Genomic DNA, 19669 nt, shown 5'->3' with positions numbered 1-19669 from the left:
GTCTTTGCTCCTTTTCTCGTTACTGAGATGGTTATTGCAAATATTTCATCGGATCCCGCGCGTCGCCATTAACACGCACTTCGAAATGGAGGTGGGGGCCTGTACTCACCCCGGTACTTCCAACATGGCCGATCACTTGCCCCTTTGACACTCCCTGTCCTTCATCTACACCTGTGCTGGATAGGTGGGCATATACAGTGCTCAAATCCCTGCCATGATCTATAATAATGATCTGTCCGTAGCCTCGAAGCCACCCAACATAGAGAACTTCTCCGGGACCTGCTGCTCTTACCGCTGTTCCTCTTGGTGCCCTGATATCGATCCCCGTATGCATAGTCGTTGTTTTAAAAACAGGATGAACCCTCTTGCCAAAGGTTTCTGAGACTTCTCCTCGAAGAGGCCAATCCAGCCGTCCCCCGGCAGGGACATAGGCAATAACTCTTGTAGGCTTCTCATTACGTTCGCGTTCTTTGGCAATAAGCTCCTGTTTCTGACGCATAAGACGGCGAATCGTATTTCCTACTTCCTGCTGGGCCTGCTGAAGTTCCCGGGCCGCCTGCTCATGAAGAGCTTTTTCCTTCCTTAACTTTCCCAAAAGGGCATTTCTTTTCTCTATCTCTGCCTTATAACGCTTCCGTTCGCCCTGCAGTTTTTTCTCCTGAGACTCAAAAAGGGCCTTCTGTTCCTCAAGTTCCTTTTTAGATGCCTCTATTTTCTCCCGGCTAAGGGCCAGGTCATCGATCATATTTTCATCTTCTCTGGCTATTTTACCAAGAAGTATAGAAGTAGACATAGCTTCATGAGCCGTTGATGCTGTTAAAAGAAGATCTATTTCTGCCATTCCTCCGTATTTGTAGATGGCAACAAAACGCTCTCTCAAATATCCTTTTATTTCCTCTATTCGAGCATCTGTTTTTTTTATGTCTTCGTTCAGTTCCTTTATTCTTCGCTGTGCCTTGGCCTGCTTTAATTCCAAAACCTTGATCTGCTGTTCTGTCTTTTGCTTTTTCTGATCGTATTGGGTAATCTGGCCGAGGATGCCCCTCTCCTTTTCTCCTGCTTTTTTAATGAGATCTTCGTAATAAGCAGCTCTCCGTTCAATAATCGTCATACGCCGCTCTTCTTCTGCTATCTGCTGTTCAAGCTCCTGAGTGGTAAGAGCGAAAACAGGTGGTGTTAAACAACAAAAAATATAAAAAGCCGCTAGAAGGATACCGAATAAATGTTTTTTTGTGAAGCACTTCAAGGGATCACTCCCCCTTTCTCCTTCACATTAAAGAGGTTTTTCTGCCACACGCACAAAACGGCTCACTGCAAACCAGCTGCAAATCCAGCCCAGGGTTGTTCCTATTCCCAAAAGGAGCAGATAAAATTTTAAAAGAAATTCCGGCTGGGCAATAAGCTGGACAAAGGGAAGAGTCGTCCATATGGCTTCTCTCGCAGTCGAATAGGATCCAGCAACAGCGAGAGCTGCCAGCAACGCTCCCAAAGATCCCAGGATCATGCCCTGCAAGACAAAGGGGAGAGAAATATATGTCTTAGTCGCTCCCACCAATACCATTACCTGTATCTCTTCTTTACGGGAATATAAAGAGATCCTGATGGTGTTATAAACCACAAGAGCGCTGATGATCAGGGCAAGACTCAAGACAACGACGGATATTTTAGATACCATGAGGGAAATGCGGGATAGCTTTTCTGCTAATTTTCCCGCATATACAAGTTCATCAACTTCAGGCATAGCTGTCAGTTTTCGAACAAGAGGAGCCACATCCCCAGCCCGTTTCACTTTAACTTCTACGCTCCATGGCAATGGATTTTCTCCTAAAAGGGTTACTGCCCTGGCCTTGGTGCCTAATTTGGCCCGTAAACGCTCGAGGGCTTCCTCGGGAGATACGGCCTTGGCGTAGGTTACATAGGGAATTGTTTTAATTTGTTCTGCCGTTTTCTGAATCTGACCGCCCTCTTTAAAATAGACCTGAACCACCAGCTCACTTTCAACTTTGGATACCATAGATCGGACGTTCAAAGAAAAAAGAGCGGACATCCCTAGCAAATAAATCACTGCCCCTGCGGTAATGAGCGTAAGGATGCTAAGTCCCCAGTGTCGAAAAACCAACCTGAATGTATCACGAAGGGCGTATCTAAAGCTCGCCATCTATAAGATACCTCCCTTTCTCTTCATCTCGAACAATGCGGCCTTCCTGAAGTTCAACAACTCTCTGACGGTAGGCATCCACAAGGTATTGATCATGGGTGGCCATTATGACAGTGGCTCCGGCGGCATTCAACGCCACAAGCAGCCTCATAACATCCTCTGCCGTATGGATGTCGAGGTTTCCTGTAGGCTCGTCCGCTATAAAAATAGCGGGAGAGTTAGCCATTGCCCTGGCAATCGCCACCCGCTGCTGTTCTCCTCCCGAAAGCTGAGGGGGGTACAAAAAACGGCGTCGCCACAATCCAACCTGGTCGACTACCTCGTTGGTGCGTTTTTGTACCATTCTTCGAGGCATTCCCATGGATTCCAGAACAAAAGCTACATTCTCCCAGGCTGTCAAATGGGGAAGAAGTTTAAAATCCTGAAAGACAACGCCAAGATACCGGCGATAGTAGGGCAACTGTGAAGCCCTGAGCTTTCTCAAGTTCTGGTCACCAACGGTCACCTGACCACGAGTTTGAATGAGTTCTCTGGTTATAAGCCTCATAAGAGTCGTTTTTCCAGATCCCGTGGTTCCCACAAGGTATACAAATTCTCCCTGCATTATGGAAAGATAGACATCTTCGAGAGCTACAATGTCCGGTTGGAATATTTTAGTGACCCCTGCGAGACGTATATCCATTCTTACCTCCTGCGCATCGTCCATACCTGTACAGCCGCACTAACTATCTGGCTGGAAGTGAGGCCATAATACTCCTGCAATTCTTCGGCTCTTCCGCTTTGCCCAAACTTGTTATCAACTGCCACAAATTTAACCGGAGCAGGGTAACTTCGACAGACAAGACTGGCAATGGCATCGCCCAATCCGCCATGAAGCAAATGCTCTTCCGCTACTACACAGCATCCTGTTCGATGGATAGATTCCAATATCTGCTGGGCTGGAAGAGGGTTGACACTATAACAGTCTATCACTTCCGCACACAGATCCTGCTGTGCCAATATTTTTGCTGCCTTCAATGCCTCGTGAACCATAATACCACACGCACAAATGGTCACTTCTGTCCCCTCTTTTAAGACTCGGCCGCCTCCCAAAGAAAAATTAGCGTCGTCATTATCGTATAAAAGGGGCAATTCGGGACGCCCAAGACGTATGTAAACCGGTCTATTAAGTTCTGCCGCCCCTTTAATAAGAGCAAAAGCCGAGTTGTAATCTGATGGAACCAAAACACCCATACCAGGCAAAACTCGCATTAAAGCTATGTCTTCAAGCATCTGGTGGGTAGCGCCGTCCTCCCCCACAGTGACTCCTCCATAAGAAGCTATGAGCTTCACTGGAAGACCGGGAATGGCAATAGTCTCTCTAATTTCATCATAGGCCCTTCCAACAAGAAATGACGCTAATGATGAAACAAATACCCGAAAATTAGCGAGGCTCAGACCTGCAGAAGTAAGTATCATATTCTGCTCGGCAATACCCATATTGAAATAACTGTTGGAGCGAAGATTGCGAGCTGCATCTTTGAATGCCGGCGCACCAACATCTCCATCTATAACAACGAGATCATCATATAGGGCGGCAAGTTCCACAAGCGCTGGCCCATAGGCATCCCACGTGCTCTTATTCAATGTTTCCGTCATAGCTTCATCCCCCCCGAATCCAGCTCACCAAGAGCCTTGTCTACAAGATCCCGGGTTATAACAACCGACCGGTCAAGAAGCTGTCCCTCCAGAAAGGAGACCCCTTTTCCTATTACCGTTTTTGCAATAATGACCAGTGGCTTGCCTGGTACGCCACAGGAGAGGGCATAATCCAAACTTGAAAAATCATGACCGTCGGCACAAACAACATGCCAGCCAAAAGCCTGAAATTTAGCATCAAGAGGCTCGATAGACAAAATTTTTTCCACTATGCCTTCCATTTGAACTTCATTGCGATCTATGATCATAATAAGATTATCAAGCTGATAATGGGCGGCAGACATAGCGGATTCCCAAATGGCCCCCTCCTGCAATTCCCCATCCCCTGCCAGACAGAAGACCCTGCTTTGAGAACCCCTCAGCCTGAGGCCGAGAGCGATGCCATTCGCCACACCTAACCCCATCCCAAGGGAGCCACTCGACGCATCTATCCCTGGCGTTCGTTTCGCCAGTGGGTGTCCCTGCAACATGGCGCCGAGCCGCCTATAATTCCATAGTTCATCTCTGCTAAAAAAACCGCGGTTAGCAAGAGCAGAGTATAAAGCGGGGCAACCGTGGCCTTTACTTAAAACAAGCCTGTCCCGCTCCTCCCAGTTCGGATTTTCAGAATTCGTTTTCAGGACCTTCCAATACAGCCAGGCCATTATATCCACGATAGAAAGGGATGATGCCATGTGGCCAGAACGGGCAACCCCGATCATCCGAACCACATCTTTCCGAATCAAAGCCGCGGCTTCTTCGAGTAAAACCTGTTCTTCCTTAGGAAGTTTTTTCATGGAAGCTCATCTCCTTCCAAGTCTTTTCCATTGATCGGCCACATTCCTGCCTGACGTAAGCGACCCGCTCAAGGCCTGATACGGGCCATGGAACAAGGGGCAGGTCTTTATTACTGAGAAGAGGAATCCCCCAATTTTTAGCAAAGGCTTCGACTTTGGGATCGTAAGGAACTGCGACAACTGGACATCCGGCTAACAGGGAAATCATGCAAAAATGCAAGCGCATTCCCACCGCCTGTCCTCCCAGACTCCAGATTTCCTCTATCTCCCTCCAATTTCGCACAAGGCGTATATCTTTACAGGGCAATATTCCTGAAGCGGAAAAAGATCGTAACAGCTGTACATCCTCAGGCGCCATACCTACTCCTATTACAGGAAGAGCGTGTTGCCGGGCATACCGTGCCACAGTCTTTGCGGTCAGAACTGATAAATCCCCTTCCCAAGGACGAAGATTCACAAGCAATGCCAAAGGTGCATTTTCTTGTTTAGAAAAGGACAGCCCCATAACAAGATCAGGAACAAGCTCTCCGGCAAGGTCCCAGGAGTGAAGTACATCAAGCGATCTCTGATCCCGAACTGTTCTGACCTTGCAGAGGGTCAGGGCATTGCGGGCCAGCCAGGCCCCCATCCCGGTACGAAAAGGGCCGATAGATTGGGCCAGAACTGCCGAAGGACACCCTGCAATCCTAGCCATATGAAGGAGTCCCCAGTAATATACACATGATCGGAGACTTGTGGAATCCTGAAAAAGCCCCCCCCCTCCAAAAAGAAGAACTTCTGAACGTCGAAGGGTACGGTACACCTCCAGAAAACTCCACCGATCCACCGCATGAGTTCCAAAGGAAGACGCTGTTTCCTCAGGGGAGGCAGAGAGCACTACTATTCTCTCCCTTGGAACGCCATTCTTTTCAAGGTAATGAATCGCTGACGTTGCTAAAAGTTCGTCTCCTAAATTGTTGAAACCATAGTACCCTGCAAGAGCAGCTGCGAAGGGACGGCTCAATCCATAATCACTCCTCGCCATCGTTTCCAAAAGGGGCAAAGGATGTAGTGGAAGACAAGAAGCATTAATGTTCCTAAAATAATACCTGTCCACCACCCATTAAACTCTCGCCATAGAATAAAATACAAGGGGGTGTGGAAATGGCAGAAACTATTGACCAGGGATGAAAAGGCCAGGGTCGCAACTAATCTGAAAATTTCACGATACCGCTCCCATAACAGGCTCCTTCTAAAGTAATACCAAAGAAGAAGGGCCGGATACCCCGCAAAAAGCTCCTTATTCCTTGGACGAGCTATCAGGAATCTCTCAAGCATGTCACGCATTGTCACTTCCCAACCAGGAACAAACTGGGCATTTCCACTTCTGAGCAGGACTATAGCAGCGGCAGCGAGAAGACCTCCTATAAGCATAAGTTCCCCCCAGAGAGGCGGTCTGAAAATCACATCTTTTAAAGATTCTGGGTGGACTCGCCGACGCAGATCATGGAGAAGGACGATAAGAAGGGGTAAAAACAACGTCAGTTTAACACCAGAAAACGTCCGCAGCCTCAACATGTAAACGGGGTAACTAAAAAGAGCTGCAATGGCAAGGCCGCCAACAAGGGCGACGAGAAACCCACCCACAAGGCCTTTTAAAGGTTTTTTCCATTCTTCAAGAGCAATAAGAGAGGCCTCAGAAGCAAGCAGCCCCGCGGTGAAAGCCGCAACGATCCTGGCAATGAAAAGGATCTTCCAGACCCCCACCCCGAGAAAAAGTCCTATAACAATAAAAGCGGCGGTCTGAATGAAGCTGACCGTAGTCATTTCAAGAATTTGAAAGCGATCGCCCAAGCGGGCTATCATGAGAAGAAACACAAGGGAACAGGCAATAGCCCCGAATAGGGACATGTTCCACGATGAGAAAGGGTCTGGCCATTGTACCGCTATCTTCTGACCCCTCAGTCCCTGAGATAAACGCTGGATTTCTTTTTCGAAAGCCGCAAGAGGGTCGTCAGTCGCTTCAATAGCTGACGGACGCATGAGTAGAAGGCGCACGCCACGCTCTTTCGCTGCTCTCATCATCCGCTCATAGAGGGTATAACGAGAAATACTGCGGCTAATAATCTCTTCGGTGGTGACACTGTGAAGGGAAAGCAATCCCGGATACATAAGCCAATTCAGCTGGTGGGCTCCGAATTGTCTGGAAAACTCAACCATTGCCACAGGTATACCCGCCTCTTTCAACACATCGGCCAGTGGTCGAAGATCTGGATAACCGGCAGCAAAAAGCCCGGAAGGAGAAACGGCTCGAATCACAGCAGAAAAGTTATCAAGAAGCCCTTCTAAAAGGGCCATTTCATTTTGAGTATCGGGGACAGCGACCGGCGCAACTCTGTACATGACAGGAATTCCCGCAGAAGATGCAAAAAGGAGTCCCGAAAAATCAGGCAACACTCCTGTTTCTAAAAGTTCCTCTAGAGTATGGGGAAGAACATAGACAACTCCTTGTTCTTTGACATATCTGCGGCTCTCCGGAAACCTCACCTGAAGTGCGGAATCATACCATTGGGAGGCAGTAATGTCTGACGGAATCCATAAAGCGGCCGCGCCAAAGGGTTCATGGAGGTCTTTCCCCAAACCGTCCGGCAGACCCGCGACGGTTCCGTAATAAAGAGGAAGAGAGCCGGAAGAGAGATCTTTTCCTACTGTTTCGGATACGATCAGACCAGAAACACCGGCCTCTTTCAGACGGTCAAAGACTATTTCAGGGCTCTGGCTATTTTTCTGAGCCAGAGAGAGCACATCTTTATATTCGATAATAATGCCTGCATCTCTATGCTCTTTTTCCCCTTTCCAACGGGGGGTAAGGGCCAGCCCGGCACAGATAACGGCCAACACAAGAATAAGCAGCGTAAAGTTGCGTTTCGTAAAAGTCATTTCTCCCTCATCCTCCACTGATCTGCCAGAGAAAGCCCCGCCTTCTCAAAAAGACAGCTTAAAGCATATAAAGGCAACCCGACCACGTTGAAATAACAGCCATGAATAGATTGTACAAGAAGGGCGCCCTGTCCCTGTATGGCATAGGAACCAGCCTTATCAAGACCTTCTTCACTTTCGACATAGGCCGACAGGGCATCTTCATCAAGCTGGCGAAAGGTCACCTCCGTACACTCTACATCAGAAAACATCCTGTCGCCAGAACATAAGGCCACCCCGGAATAGACACGGTGCGTTTTTCCATTCAGCAGACGGAGCATTTTCAAAGATTCTTCTCTGTCAGCCGGTTTGCCCAATACCTGACCATCGATGGTTACAATAGTGTCCGAACCTATTACGTAGGCTTCAGGAAAATCAACAGACACCGATAGGGCTTTTGATTCTGCCAGTCGCCTCGCCATAGCCACGGGGTCTTCCTTAGGCAATAAATGTTCATCTACATCTGAAACTATGACATCAAAAGGCCATCCCAGGGACACCAGTAATTCTTTTCGCCGGGGACTCCCCGAAGCTAATATCACTTTTTTTATCGTATGATCCACAATCCCGCAATGCCTCCGATCAGTGTTCCCAAATTAGCGTGGAAGTAGAATTTCAGGCCAAAATCAATCACGGCAAGATTCACGTCGCGAAAATTAAAGCCTACAGATACTATATTACGAAAATACGATGCTGTAGAGGCAAATCCCTGTAAATAAATTCCGATGAGGGTTCCGATTACTATGGAAACGATGAGCATCCACCATCGTTTGGAACTATACTTTCCAATAGCCACATCTACCTACCTCCATAAAACCGACAAAAGACTCACGCTGGCAGGAATAAGACAATAAAAAGCGAATATGCGCCAGCGACCCAACGTTACCATCTTTCGCAAACAGATAAGCGCTCCATACCCCGAAATAAAAGCTATAATAACCCCACCATACCAGAAATCAGGCAGTTGGGTTACCAGACTTTCATTTTTGGTTATATCCATAATTTGGAGTATATTTGCCCCCAAAATAGCGGGAAGAGAGAGAAGAAAAGAGAAGCGGAATGCCTCTTCTGGAGATAGACCCCGTTTCAGCCCCATAACAATGGTAGAGCCAGACCGGGAGATTCCGGGAATAACTGCCAGCCCCTGAGCCACTCCGATCAAAAGACCTGACAGCAAAGATATTTTCCCCTGTCCTCTGGGCAATGTGGAAGCATACCAGAGAAGAAGGGACGTCACCAGAAGCGCCGCTCCCACAAGGGAAGGAACAACCATCCAGCGCTCAACAAGAGGTTTGAGAGGAAAACCGATAAATGCCGTTACAAAGGTACCGCAAATAACGGCCCACCCCAGGCGCCAACCTTCTGACTGACGACCAGAAGAGGAAACAAAACCAACAAGCCACTCACGGAAGAGATAAAGAATATCTCGCCAAAAGAAGCAGGCCGTGGCAACCATCGTACTAAAGTGAAGCAGCAAATCGTAGGTCAGGCTGTTTTCAGTGATACCCCACAAGTTTTGCAGAAGGGCAAGGTGGCCAGAGCTGCTTACAGGAAGAAACTCTGTGAGGCCTTGAACTATTCCAAGAATAAGCGATTCAAAACTCATTTTTCAGGTCGCTCCTCCACCATGGTTATGATAGGTAAAATCATCGGTCTTGCATGTACATAGCGCCGACGCACCACATCCCGCACTCTGCTTTTCACTCGCAGCTCAAGAACATCTTTCTCCACCGCTCTTTTTCTCTTTGCAAAATGTTCAAAGACTCTTTTAATAGCGGCAAGAAGGTCTTCATGAAGACTGGACGCGTCTTCTATGTGGATAAATCCTCGGCTTTCTATATAAGGGATAGAAAGGAGATTCAAATATTTATCAACCACCGCTGAAACAACAATAAAACCATCTTCTGCCAATTCATGACGTTCTTTCATAATGCTGCCTTCCAGTTCTCCCATGGCCACCCCATCGACCATGATCCTTCCTGCCGCCACATGCTCACGCACCTGGGCCCTGGTGCCTGATATGGCAAGCACATCGCCATTCTGCAATACAAATGTATTTTTGGGGGAGATTCCCATTTCCTGAGCTATCTGGGTGTGTCGAACCAGATGCCGGTATTCGCCATGGATAGGCACAAAGTATTTGGGTCTCACGAGATTGATCATAAGACGCAATTCGTCCCGGGCGGCGTGCCCGGAAACATGTATTTCCTTATCTCCCTCATAGATCACTTCACAGCCGCAGGCAAACAGGCGATTAATAGTGCTGCTTACGAGTTTTTCGTTACCCGGCACGGGAGAGGCAAAAATGGCCACCACATCTCGCGCACTCAGCTCTATCTGTTTGTGCTCTCCCTTGCTCATAAGAACAAGTCCGGAGAAAGGTTCCCCCTGGCTTCCCGTAGTCATCACAACAACCTGGTTCGGCGCATACTTATACACGTCAGCCGCAGGGATAATCATCTTATCATCTGCTGACAGATAGCCAAGCTCTCTCGCAAGGGCTACGTAGTTAATCATGCTGCGCCCCACAAAAGCGACCTTTCTGTTAAACCGGCTCGCCGCATCCACAACCTGCTGCACCCTGTGAAGGTTACTGGCAAAAGCCGCTATAATAATACGCTTATTCCGATGGAGGCGGAATATACGATCGAGGGTTCCGCCTATAATAAATTCTGATGATGTGAAACCTTTCTTTTCTGCATTGGTAGAGTCTGAAAGCATGAGAAGAACGCCCTTTTTCCCAGCTTCGGCAAAAGCCGCGTAATCGGTGAGCCGTCCATCAATGGGGGTAGGATCAAGCTTGAAATCCCCTGTATGTACAATGCAGCCCTGGGGGGTCTGAATGACTAGCCCCACACCATCTGGTATGGAGTGACAAACTGAAACGAACTGAACATTGAAACTGCCAAGCCCCGCCTCTTCCCCCGCCTTTACCTCCACAAAATTAGCATTGTAGTCGGGCACTGCCTCCTGTAGTTTATGGCGCACCATTCCAAGGGTAAGACGAGTTCCATAGACCGGGACGTTGAGGCGGGGCAACACAAAGGGAAGAGCGCCAATATGGTCTTCATGGCCGTGGGTAATAATAATCCCCTTAATTTTTTCGCGATTCTCTTCAAGATAAGAAATATCAGGTATGACAAAATCTATGCCTAACATCTCTTCGTCGGGAAACATGAGCCCAGCATCCACAACGAGAATGTCGTCTCCATATTGAAATACATACATATTTTTACCAATTTCGCCAAGTCCACCGAGGGCAAAAACCTTAAGCTGTACCGATTTTTTCTGCTTTCTTGGGCGTCGCCGCACTTTTTTATTATCCGGCATTCATTCACCTCCAATATTTTTATTGCCATAATCAGCATTTTTTGGTATTATTCCAAGTTACTGTAGATTCGTCCCTCTAAAGGAGGTTGGAGAATTTGAGTCGAATTGATTTTGATGGTGCACCTGTAATGACACGAAGCGGCTACGAAAAGCTCACTGCCGAGCTTGTTGAACTCAGAAGCGATGGACGGGCGGAAATATCACGCCAACTGGAAGAAGCAAGATCCTTTGGCGATTTAAGCGAAAACGCAGAGTACGCCGCCGCAAAAGACGAACAATCCAAATTAGAATCACGCATTTCGTGGCTAGAATTTCAGTTGAGCAAAGCTAAAGTAATAGATACTTCAGATGTGGATACCAGCCGTGTCACCCTCGGAACTACCGTCACAATAGAAGATATCACACACAAAAAAGTTTTCACATATACTGTCGTTGGCTCAGAAGAAGCAGACCCTAAAATGAATCACATTTCATCTTCCAGTCCCGTAGGAAAAGCCCTTTTTGGGAAAACAATAGGAGAAGAAGTCCAGGTCAAAGTTCCTAGGGGAATAAGGAATCTGAAAATCGTCAGCATCGCTGTAATGTAATCAATTAAGAGGGCGCATCTCTGCCGCACTTAACGGCAGGCGCTCTTTTTTTCAAGGGACAGACAAACAACATGAGACAGAAAAGCTGGAAAATCATAACCTGCCGCCGCTGCAGCTTTAGGGGTCAGGCTTGTTCCTGTCATTCCTGGAGCAGTATTAACCTCCAGAACCCAGGGAGTGCCCTTTTCTTCAACTCTAAAATCCACTCGTGCGTATCCTTCGCAACTAAGAGCTTCAAAGGCACGGCAGGCCATCTGATGGATATCTGAACGTATTGAAGGATCAAAGGGCGCCGGTACTATATAGCGAGTCTTTCCCGGCGTGTATTTTGAATCGTAATCATAAAACCCTTTTTCCGGGCAAATCATTACTTCAGGCAAAGCTTCCAGATACCCTTTCTGTTTCCAGACAGTAACAGCCAGATCCACCCCATCAATATATTTTTCAATGACGCATCGACTATCATATTTCCAGGCCTCGTTAAAAGCATCAGAAAGCCCCTGGCTGTTATGGACAACTGTTACTCCCAGGGTACTTCCACCATTGCAAGGCTTCACAACGACTGAGTGGTGCCTTTCTGCAAAATGCCGCGCCTTCTCAAGAGAAAAGGACGACCCTTTAAGAACAAGAACCCCTTCTGGAGTAGGAACTCCAAAAAGATTCAACAACCCCTTCGTAGCAGCCTTGTCCATAGAGAGGCAACAGGCAAGAGGCCCTGACCCAGAGTAGGGCAACCTCAGCACATCAAGTGCTGACTGCACTCGGCCATCCTCCCCCCAGCTTCCATGGAGAGCGATAAAAACACTATCAATATGACCTGTTTTTCTTAAATCCGACAGTTGACTCAAATCTGTTATGTCAAAGGGGACAACTTTAAATCCAGCTTCTTCCAAAGCAGAAACCACAGCGGCACCGCTCTTGAGAGAAACCTCCCTTTCCGGCCCATCCCCTCCATACAATACCGCAACATTCAACTTTTTATCCACAATGTCATCCTCGTTTCGTTGACCCAGCAAACAGCTCCCCCGCTAAAATGGGAAGGGATTGGAAAGATTTTTATCTCCTAGTGCCATGGGCTTGTCAGGAAAAGCATTAATGATCAGCTTCATACTTACCCAGTCGTCATTTGTCCGACTCAGGTCGTCCCGGTAAAAAAGCTGCCATTTCAGGCAGTCACTCGTGTCATATGTCAAGATGTAGGCACGTTCAAACCATTTCTCGGTGCGTATATTATAAGCGCCGCGTACAGTAAGAGAGAGGTCTCTTCCTATAGGGAAAGCAAATTGCTGATAAAGCTCTTCCAATTCGCCATAGTTATCCCATCTCATCGGGGATCTACCATCTACCCACCGTCTGCGGTACGCCGTCCTCATATCTAAAAAGCCCAGTTTGTATCCGGCTCCCAGAGATAACCATGCAATCTTCTGCTCATCGTCGCCGCCATCATAACTATAATGCCAGTAACTTGAGGTCCAGAAGGGGCGTATTGGTGCCGGATTCCCGACTCCCGAAACAATTATTCCCAGCCCGCTGCGATCCGCTTCAAGAGTTCGACGTCCCCGCCTCTCTTCATAGCTTCCGTAGGTGCCAACCAGCCGCCATTTGGTGTTGACCCACGACATCAGTGGCCATGACGGGCTGTAAATATAGATCTCCGGCTCGCGGTAAAGAAGGTTCTTATAGATTTCACCGCCGCCCTTTTCTATATTAAGAGCCTCCCGCTGAGACCACCAGACCTTAGCCGACCAGCCGTTCCAGCTGCCTTTTACCCCCCAGGAAGGCCTGAATGTCTCTTCATCGGTAGTTTCTTCCCAGGAATATTCAAGATCACCGAAGAAGGAAGCGTTATCCAAGCCTAAAAAATCAAGATTCTGATGGGCTGAAACTGTCCATTCCATATTATTTTTCGTCCAGAAGACAGCCCCCACATGGGCGCCGCCATCTTCCCAGACAATGGGGCCGCTATAACCCAACCCCACGCCTTTATCCGAATCATAAACTATAGAGGGCATAAGTTCAGATTCAAGTTTATTCAGACTAACCACATAGTCAAAAGGATAGGTAAAAAGATATGATTTTCCTATATAAACCTTTGGTTTTTTAGCTACAATGCTTTTACCCGGTATAATGGTCAGTTTTTTTGTGACAACACGGTAGTGGGGATTTTTCTCAGGGCACGTGGTCAGCTCGGTGTCGCTCCATTTTCCAATGGTGACCTTTTCTTTTATTCGGCGGGCTGACTTGCTGCTGATCCAACCTTTTTCAGCAGCCTTTTCTGTAGGGGCGAACTCCAGCTTTTCCCCCCGCACAAACAATTGCCCCACACCTGCCGGCATCTCTCCTTTTGCACCTTCCAGAACGCCTTCTTCTGTTGGAAGGTGGTAGAAAAGACTTTCACCGTACAGCTTCTGTGTCCCAGAAATAATAGAGACGCTTTTGCCAGGCAACGCTTTCGCCAGTGCCTCCTGAGACGCAATATCAAAATCTATGGAATCGGCATATATTCTAATGGCTCCATAACGAAGCAAGGCGTTCCCTTCAGCGGTGGCCAGGGATCCCTTTTCATTGTAGGCAACTGTTTCTGCTTCCAGAAACACTTCTGAAGGCTGTGCAGCCCAGCAGATACCTTTTGCCATAATAACAGCGAGGGCCAGTATGAATGCTATTCCGACTGCACTGCCACGAGCTATTCTCTCCACGTCAGAGCGGCCCCCTTCTCCACATAAAATACACCATCTTCTGTGGCGCGCCCATAGTTTCCCCTTAATGTTCCCTGAGTGTGGTCGGCCGAAATTCCTTTTGGGAAAATCCATTCTGCCTTGGCGCTGTTCCACTGAGCCTCAGGTGCTTCCCAGCTCACAGTAAAGGTCTCACTCTCAGTTACACCTTCCGGATTATATAACACGCCGTCTGAAGAGCCCTCATCAAAAACTCCTGAAGGAGCGATAACTCTCCAGCGATTGCCCTCAGAGGTCTTCCCCGTAACCGTAATCTGTTCTGCCGCAATGAGACCGGATTTTCGCTCTGTCCGCTCAGCATGGATATGCCATATGCCGCCAGAAACTTCTTTTTCCATAGAAAGACTTTCAACCACAATAGCTGGTCCCTCTTTTACCACTTTCTTAATGGAATCAGGATCCAGGTGAAGGTCTCTCCAGGCTATCCACCCATAAAAGGCCATAAGGCCAGCAAGAACCAATAGGAAGATATAGATTTTTTTTTTACCGCTGAACCTGCCAGCCATCATTTTCCTCCCCTACAGAACATGGCAGCCCCGGCCGATGTAAAATCGACCCAGGGCTTACCGATTCTTCAGGATATTATAGTCTGAAATCAATTATAGCCGACACTCCTACCCCCTGAACCCTCTTGAATTGCTTCACAGGGTTCTCTGAATCTATAGGGATCAGTATCTTCGTTCTGAGTCTGTCTCTAAAAGTTACTTCAAGCTGAGCCACAGCCTTCGTCTTCTGTATTGCTTCTCCACGCGGGCCAGCCACCTGAGCTGCTCCAATACGGGTTCCAGAACCAAGAGATACGATGGGAACCACCTTCGTATGGCCCTCAACCTTTGCCCCTTTATTAAAGGTGACAGTGTTGATGAAATCGTTAAGGGGACCCGCCACCTGAGAAACAATAAACCCTCCGCCCACTACTCCAATGAGATCGCCCAGGTCTATAGCCCAGGCCATGCCGGACAAAGAGATAACGAAGGCCAGAACCACAGCCGCCAATTTCTTCTTTCCGTATTTCATCATATACTTCAACTCCTTCACTGCTGACGACACCTCGTAAGAAACTATTAGTTGATCGGCGTTAACGTGTCATCATTTGTCGCTGGTGCCTCTGCTACTCCCTGAGTTTCGTTTGTCGACACCGTATCAGATGATCCTTCTTCCGAAACCGCCGCGGGGCGCACCATCCCCTGCAGCCCCGCAGGAACGGGGTAGGCCGATATGCGAACTGTTTCTGCTGTTTCTACAAAAAGCTCGGTGCCCGCAGCAATTTCTTTCGCATCACCTCTAACAAGCATTCCGCCTGCAAGGCCAACAGGACCAAGAAGAATGGCCCCTATGAAACTCGTGCCGGCTGCCGCAATCTGAGCAGATTCCGCTTTTGTTGCCTTATCTGCCTTCTCTCCGATGGTGAGGGCAATCATCTCTGGCCCTAAAGGCAGAAGGGTGTCCGCTCCAATCTTTATTTCCGCCGGGCGTCCGAAACTTCGAGGCTTTGTTACAGATTCTACATGGGCTAAAGCGCGACTGCCAGCTGGAGCCAACAACATGCTTCCCGAAACAAGATCTTCCGCAAGTTCCAGGTGCACATTGTCACCTGCTTTAACAGCTGCCGGGGATAATGTATCCTTAAACTTTACCCGCAATACCTGTCCCTGAGGTATTTCTGCATCTTGCCACGTGACATTTTCAGAAAGGATGAGTCCTAAAATGCGTTCCAATCTCATGGCCACAGGCTTATCTGGATGAGCTGTCCCTTCGAGGATGGTCTCAAGAGAGTCTACACGCCTATTTACCGGACCATAAGCATCCACTTTCTGGTTAATAGCCCACTCGGCCACTCCCAGTTTAAAAATCATAGAAGGCTGGCCGGAGGTTCCTTTTTCAAGAAAATCAAGAATTGCTCTCTGACGTTCGGCGATGCTTCCTGGCAGTTCCCGGCCAAAAAGGTCTTTTTCAATATTACCAAGCCTCTCAATCAAGCCGCCTGACTTTGTTCTGCCGTATAAAATATCTTCAATATGACTCAACGTCTGAAAGGTAGATGTCCCATCATCGGACTGTGCCCAGACAGCAGAACTGGAAACCCCTAAGAACAGGACTATAAGAACCATTACCGCCGTAGACAACTTCAGCATTTTCTTCATTGTGGTCCCTCCTTCGCACCCTTTTAATCAAATTATTCTTTCGCCAAATCCACAGCCGCCCGAATAAACCCAACAAAAAGGGGATGGGGTTTAACCGGTCTAGACCGAAACTCCGGATGAAACTGCACCCCCACAAACCATGGGTGATCTTGTATTTCAACGATCTCTACAAGATCTTTTTCTTTATATACTCCCGCTATTTTAAGGCCTGCCTTTTCCATTTCCTGGCGGTAGGCGTTATTAAATTCGTAGCGATGGCGATGTCGTTCATTTACTACCTCTACATTATAGGCTTCATAAGAACGTGTGTTTTTAACAAGGGTACAGGGGTAGGCTCCCAGGCGCATGGTTCCCCCCATCTCATCCAGCTCGCGCTGTTCTTCCATAAGATGGATCACCTGATGCTCAGCCGACTCATCTATTTCAGCGCTGCTTGCATCTTTTATGCCGCAGACATTCCGGGCAAAGTCGACAACTGCTACCTGCATGCCAAGGCAAAGCCCCAAATAGGGAATGCGCCTTTCCCTTGCGTAACGTGCCGCTTCTATCTTGCCTTCTATGCCCCGTGCGCCGAAGCCCCCTGGGACAATCACTCCATGGACTCCTGACAGTACTTTTTCGGCTCCTTTTTCTTCAATTTCTTCAGCCTCTACCGCTCGAATTCGAACCCGCACCTTGTTTTGAATGCCAGCATGGTTGAGAGATTCCACTACGCTCAAGTAGGCATCTTTATGATTAATGTACTTGCCCACCATAGCTATTTCCACTTCGCCTTCCGGATCACAGAAGGTTTTTACAACTTGCTTCCAATCGTCAAGGTTGGGTTCAAGAGTACTGGTAAAGGAGAGCAATCTCATAACAAGGCGATCGAATTCCTGGGCCTGTAGGCTCAGGGGCACCTGGTAAATTGTAGGCTCATCAAGAGCTTCGATAACTGCCTCCTTCGGAACGTTGCAGAAGAGTGCGATTTTTTCTTTCATTTCGTCACATATAGGATAGTGTGAACGGCAAATTATAATATCGGGAAGAATACCGATTCGCCTCAGTTCCTGCACACTATGCTGGGTGGGTTTGGTCTTAAGTTCCCTGGCTGCTTCAAGATAGGGAACAAGGGTCACATGGCAATACAGAACATTTTGTCGTCCAACACGTGTCGCCATCTGGCGAATGGCCTCAAGAAAGGGCTGCCCCTCGATATCCCCCACAGTTCCCCCAATCTCGGCAATAACTATATCGTTGTCATCCGCGGCTTTAAGGACTCGATCCTGAATTTCGTTTGTTATGTGGGGAATAACCTGCACTGTCCCTCCGAGATAACAGCCGTGGCGCTCCTTTGATATGACTGTTGAATAGATCTTTCCCGTAGTTACGTTGTTATCGGCAGAAAGGGACTCGTCTATGAAACGCTCATAATGGCCGAGGTCCAGATCTGTTTCAGCCCCATCGTCAGTAACAAAAACCTCTCCGTGCTGAAAAGGATTCATTGTACCAGCGTCAACATTCAAATAGGGATCAAGTTTAATAATGGAAACTCTAAACCCTCTCTTCTTCAACAACACCCCTAAAGACGCCGCAGTAATACCTTTTCCGAGAGAAGAAACTACGCCGCCTGTCACAAAAATAAACTTTGTCATGGAATAATCCTCCGCCTAGGAAATAAAAATATCAAAAAAGATGGACCAGGGCCGCAAGAACCCCCTGGTCCAGTTTATCGAATCTACACTCCCTTGTCATGGGGCCACCAGCCTATCGAAGCACCTTTAAGGGATTTATCGGGCTGTTATTTTTTCGCACTTCAAAGTGAAGATGGGGCCCTGTAGCCCGTCCCGAAGTGCCCACGAGACCAATCACCTGTCCCTGGCTGACCCGCTGGCCTTTTTTAACGCTCAAACTTGAACAATGGGCATAAAGGGTTGAATAGCCCTGGCCATGACTTAACACCACAACACGTCCGTAACCGCCCATCCATCCGGAGTAAACGACTTGTCCATCCTTTGCTGCCCTTATGCGATATCCACGGGACGCTTTTATATCGATTCCCGTATGAAAACTTTTACGGCGGGTAATAGGATGACGCCGCCACCCGAAGGGACTGTTAATACGCCCCACCACCGGCCATCTGAAAGATCTTGAATATGTGGCGCCGGATTTTGAGGAGGATCCCTTGCCAGAAGAAGAACCAAAGGCTGAAACTTCTGGACGGGCTTCGGGAAGAAACAACTCTTCACCGATCTTCAATATCGCAAGATCCACACGAGATTCATTGATCTCTTTGACCTTATCAATCGAAATCTGAAATTTCTTTACTATGGAATCTAAGGTGTCTCCCTTTTTCACAGTATAGAAGATTCCATCCTGATTAGGAATCCTCAGCTGCTTTCCAGGTTTTAAAACGTTGGGATCCTTTAGGTCGTTGCTTCCGAAAAGGGTATCAATTTCCAGACTGAAAGTGTTGGAAATAGACCAGAGACTATCCCCATTTGCCACAGTGTATGTGGTCACCTCCAGTGGTTTCACTTTCCGCTGTTTCTCTGCCAGTCTGGCCTTTCGAGTTCTCACTTCTTCAAGAACTATCTCCACATCATCTGGTGAATGAGGAATGAGAAGCTTCTGATTGAGCGTCAAACGATTGGGATTTTTCAACTCGTTTGCTTTGGTGATATCCTCCACCGTAACATTATAGCGGGAGGCGATATCTATAAGGGTTTCTCCTGCTTTTACCGTATACTCTTCCCATTTCGTCTTGACTTCAGAAAGGACAACCTCACTGACTTCTTTTGTCCCTTCCGGCACCTTTGCTTTTTCTGCGCCCTCTGCTTTATCTGCGCTTTCAGCACTTTCTTTTTCTACTCTAACTTCTTTCTCCTCTTCAGGAGCAATGACATCGACTTCTGGATCTACATCATCTGTGGCAAAATCAGAACTTTCACTACTGGCCATAAGAACCTCACCGCCATAACCATAGTCTGAAAGGCCTTCTTCCTCGGGAAGGGGACCTATCCCTATGGTTTCATCAGTGAGATCCATATCATTGGCAACGGCACCAGACATATCTATTACAACAAAACCTGCCGGAAATTGCGCATTATCATCTTTGTTTTCCTGGTCATCCTGAAGATTTCCCCATGCCACGCCCGCTGAACGATTACTGGCACAGACAGTGATGAATATGGCCGTACTGAACATAAGGAGCATAACAATCATAAAGCCCATACGGCCAGACTTAGAGTGGTTGCTGTTGGCTGGAGAATCCTTCATCCTTGTCCCTCCTTAAACACTC

General features: G+C 47.8%; 19 protein-coding genes. 1 reads left to right on the top strand and 18 read right to left on the bottom strand.

The window, feature by feature from the left end; translation table 11 throughout:
- Positions 1–31: 31 nt before the first annotated feature.
- From B2U56_RS04915 to B2U56_RS04865, 11 genes are read right to left on the bottom strand one after another with little or no spacing between them, the layout of a single operon-like run.
- The gene (locus B2U56_RS04915; protein WP_286952623.1) at positions 32–1246 is read right to left on the bottom strand and encodes a murein hydrolase activator EnvC family protein; all 1215 of its coding nucleotides are present in this window, start codon (positions 1244–1246) and stop codon (positions 32–34) included.
- Between the two features lie 27 nt (positions 1247–1273).
- Positions 1274–2158, bottom strand: a complete 885-nt coding sequence (locus B2U56_RS04910; protein WP_286952622.1) for a cell division protein FtsX — start codon at positions 2156–2158, stop codon at positions 1274–1276.
- The gene (locus B2U56_RS04905) at positions 2145–2840 is read right to left on the bottom strand and encodes a cell division ATP-binding protein FtsE (RefSeq protein WP_013048839.1); all 696 of its coding nucleotides are present in this window, start codon (positions 2838–2840) and stop codon (positions 2145–2147) included. Before B2U56_RS04905 ends, B2U56_RS04910 begins: the two co-directional genes overlap by 14 nt.
- A gap of 2 nt (positions 2841–2842) precedes the next feature.
- Positions 2843–3796 (bottom strand): transketolase family protein, encoded by a 954-nt coding sequence (locus B2U56_RS04900; protein WP_286952621.1) that lies wholly within the window; start codon positions 3794–3796, stop codon positions 2843–2845.
- On the bottom strand, positions 3793–4632 hold the full coding sequence (locus B2U56_RS04895; protein ID WP_286952620.1) for a transketolase: 840 nt from the start codon (positions 4630–4632) through the stop codon (positions 3793–3795). The genes B2U56_RS04900 and B2U56_RS04895 overlap by 4 nt, the downstream gene beginning before the upstream one ends.
- A complete protein-coding gene (gene csaB / locus B2U56_RS04890) occupies positions 4616–5635 on the bottom strand; it encodes a polysaccharide pyruvyl transferase CsaB (protein WP_286952618.1) in 1020 nt (339 codons plus the stop codon). The genes B2U56_RS04895 and csaB overlap by 17 nt, the downstream gene beginning before the upstream one ends.
- Entirely contained in the window at positions 5632–7551 is a 1920-nt protein-coding gene (locus tag B2U56_RS04885; RefSeq protein ID WP_013048843.1) for a DUF5693 family protein, read from the bottom strand. The genes csaB and B2U56_RS04885 overlap by 4 nt, the downstream gene beginning before the upstream one ends.
- A complete protein-coding gene (locus B2U56_RS04880; protein WP_013048844.1) occupies positions 7548–8153 on the bottom strand; it encodes a Maf family protein in 606 nt (201 codons plus the stop codon). The genes B2U56_RS04885 and B2U56_RS04880 overlap by 4 nt, the downstream gene beginning before the upstream one ends.
- Positions 8138–8386: a DUF4321 domain-containing protein gene (locus tag B2U56_RS04875; protein WP_013048845.1), complete on the bottom strand. Its 249-nt coding sequence runs from the start codon at positions 8384–8386 to the stop codon at positions 8138–8140. The genes B2U56_RS04880 and B2U56_RS04875 overlap by 16 nt, the downstream gene beginning before the upstream one ends.
- Positions 8387–8392: 6 nt before the next feature.
- The gene (locus tag B2U56_RS04870) at positions 8393–9196 is read right to left on the bottom strand and encodes an undecaprenyl-diphosphate phosphatase (RefSeq protein ID WP_013048846.1); all 804 of its coding nucleotides are present in this window, start codon (positions 9194–9196) and stop codon (positions 8393–8395) included.
- The gene (locus B2U56_RS04865) at positions 9193–10920 is read right to left on the bottom strand and encodes a ribonuclease J (protein ID WP_013048847.1); all 1728 of its coding nucleotides are present in this window, start codon (positions 10918–10920) and stop codon (positions 9193–9195) included. The genes B2U56_RS04870 and B2U56_RS04865 overlap by 4 nt, the downstream gene beginning before the upstream one ends.
- A 95-nt stretch (positions 10921–11015) precedes the next feature.
- On the opposite strand from B2U56_RS04865, the gene greA reads away from it, so the two are divergent.
- Complete coding sequence (greA, locus tag B2U56_RS04860; protein WP_013048848.1) at positions 11016–11507, top strand: transcription elongation factor GreA; 492 nt, start codon at positions 11016–11018, stop codon at positions 11505–11507.
- Positions 11508–11536: 29 nt separating this feature from the next.
- On the opposite strand, the gene B2U56_RS04855 is transcribed toward greA, so the two are convergent.
- The 7 genes from B2U56_RS04855 to B2U56_RS04825 form a co-directional block, all read right to left on the bottom strand.
- Complete coding sequence (locus tag B2U56_RS04855) at positions 11537–12493, bottom strand: D-alanine--D-alanine ligase family protein (RefSeq protein WP_286952614.1); 957 nt, start codon at positions 12491–12493, stop codon at positions 11537–11539.
- Positions 12494–12535: 42 nt separating this feature from the next.
- A complete protein-coding gene (locus tag B2U56_RS04850; RefSeq protein WP_286952612.1) occupies positions 12536–14206 on the bottom strand; it encodes a hypothetical protein in 1671 nt (556 codons plus the stop codon).
- Positions 14194–14751 carry a hypothetical protein gene (locus B2U56_RS04845; protein ID WP_273312447.1) on the bottom strand — a complete coding sequence of 186 codons (558 nt, stop codon included), beginning with the start codon at positions 14749–14751 and terminating at the stop codon, positions 14194–14196. Before B2U56_RS04845 ends, B2U56_RS04850 begins: the two co-directional genes overlap by 13 nt.
- 76 nt (positions 14752–14827) lie before the next feature.
- The gene (locus B2U56_RS04840; protein WP_013048852.1) at positions 14828–15265 is read right to left on the bottom strand and encodes a hypothetical protein; all 438 of its coding nucleotides are present in this window, start codon (positions 15263–15265) and stop codon (positions 14828–14830) included.
- 44 nt (positions 15266–15309) lie between these two features.
- Positions 15310–16389, bottom strand: coding sequence for a hypothetical protein (locus B2U56_RS04835; protein WP_013048853.1), 1080 nt, complete (start codon positions 16387–16389; stop codon positions 15310–15312).
- Positions 16390–16421: 32 nt separating this feature from the next.
- Positions 16422–18023, bottom strand: a complete 1602-nt coding sequence (locus B2U56_RS04830) for a CTP synthase (protein WP_286952609.1) — start codon at positions 18021–18023, stop codon at positions 16422–16424.
- 112 nt (positions 18024–18135) lie between these two features.
- Positions 18136–19647 (bottom strand): peptidoglycan DD-metalloendopeptidase family protein, encoded by a 1512-nt coding sequence (locus B2U56_RS04825; RefSeq protein ID WP_013048855.1) that lies wholly within the window; start codon positions 19645–19647, stop codon positions 18136–18138.
- Positions 19648–19669 lie beyond the last annotated feature (22 nt).

Source organism: Aminobacterium sp. UBA4987 (assembly GCF_002396985.1).
Classification (GTDB): Bacteria; Synergistota; Synergistia; order Synergistales; family Aminobacteriaceae; genus Aminobacterium; species Aminobacterium colombiense.
Note: the sequence above shows the minus strand (reverse complement) of the source record. Positions and strands in the feature narration are given on the sequence as shown.

Bases quoted from the DNA above. Each gene is read 5' to 3' on its own strand.
- B2U56_RS04910 (WP_286952622.1), bottom strand. From the start codon at position 2,158: ATGGCGAGCTTTAGATACGCCCTTCGTGATACATTCAGGTTGGTTTTT.
- B2U56_RS04905 (WP_013048839.1), bottom strand. From the start codon at position 2,840: ATGGATATACGTCTCGCAGGGGTCACTAAAATATTCCAACCGGACATT.
- B2U56_RS04900 (WP_286952621.1), bottom strand. From the start codon at position 3,796: ATGACGGAAACATTGAATAAGAGCACGTGGGATGCCTATGGGCCAGCG.
- B2U56_RS04895 (WP_286952620.1), bottom strand. From the start codon at position 4,632: ATGAAAAAACTTCCTAAGGAAGAACAGGTTTTACTCGAAGAAGCCGCG.
- B2U56_RS04885 (WP_013048843.1), bottom strand. From the start codon at position 7,551: ATGACTTTTACGAAACGCAACTTTACGCTGCTTATTCTTGTGTTGGCC.
- B2U56_RS04870 (WP_013048846.1), bottom strand. From the start codon at position 9,196: ATGAGTTTTGAATCGCTTATTCTTGGAATAGTTCAAGGCCTCACAGAG.
- B2U56_RS04865 (WP_013048847.1), bottom strand. From the start codon at position 10,920: ATGCCGGATAATAAAAAAGTGCGGCGACGCCCAAGAAAGCAGAAAAAA.
- B2U56_RS04845 (WP_273312447.1), bottom strand. From the start codon at position 14,751: ATGGCTGGCAGGTTCAGCGGTAAAAAAAAAATCTATATCTTCCTATTG.
- B2U56_RS04840 (WP_013048852.1), bottom strand. From the start codon at position 15,265: ATGATGAAATACGGAAAGAAGAAATTGGCGGCTGTGGTTCTGGCCTTC.
- B2U56_RS04835 (WP_013048853.1), bottom strand. From the start codon at position 16,389: ATGAAGAAAATGCTGAAGTTGTCTACGGCGGTAATGGTTCTTATAGTC.
- B2U56_RS04830 (WP_286952609.1), bottom strand. From the start codon at position 18,023: ATGACAAAGTTTATTTTTGTGACAGGCGGCGTAGTTTCTTCTCTCGGA.
- B2U56_RS04825 (WP_013048855.1), bottom strand. From the start codon at position 19,647: ATGAAGGATTCTCCAGCCAACAGCAACCACTCTAAGTCTGGCCGTATG.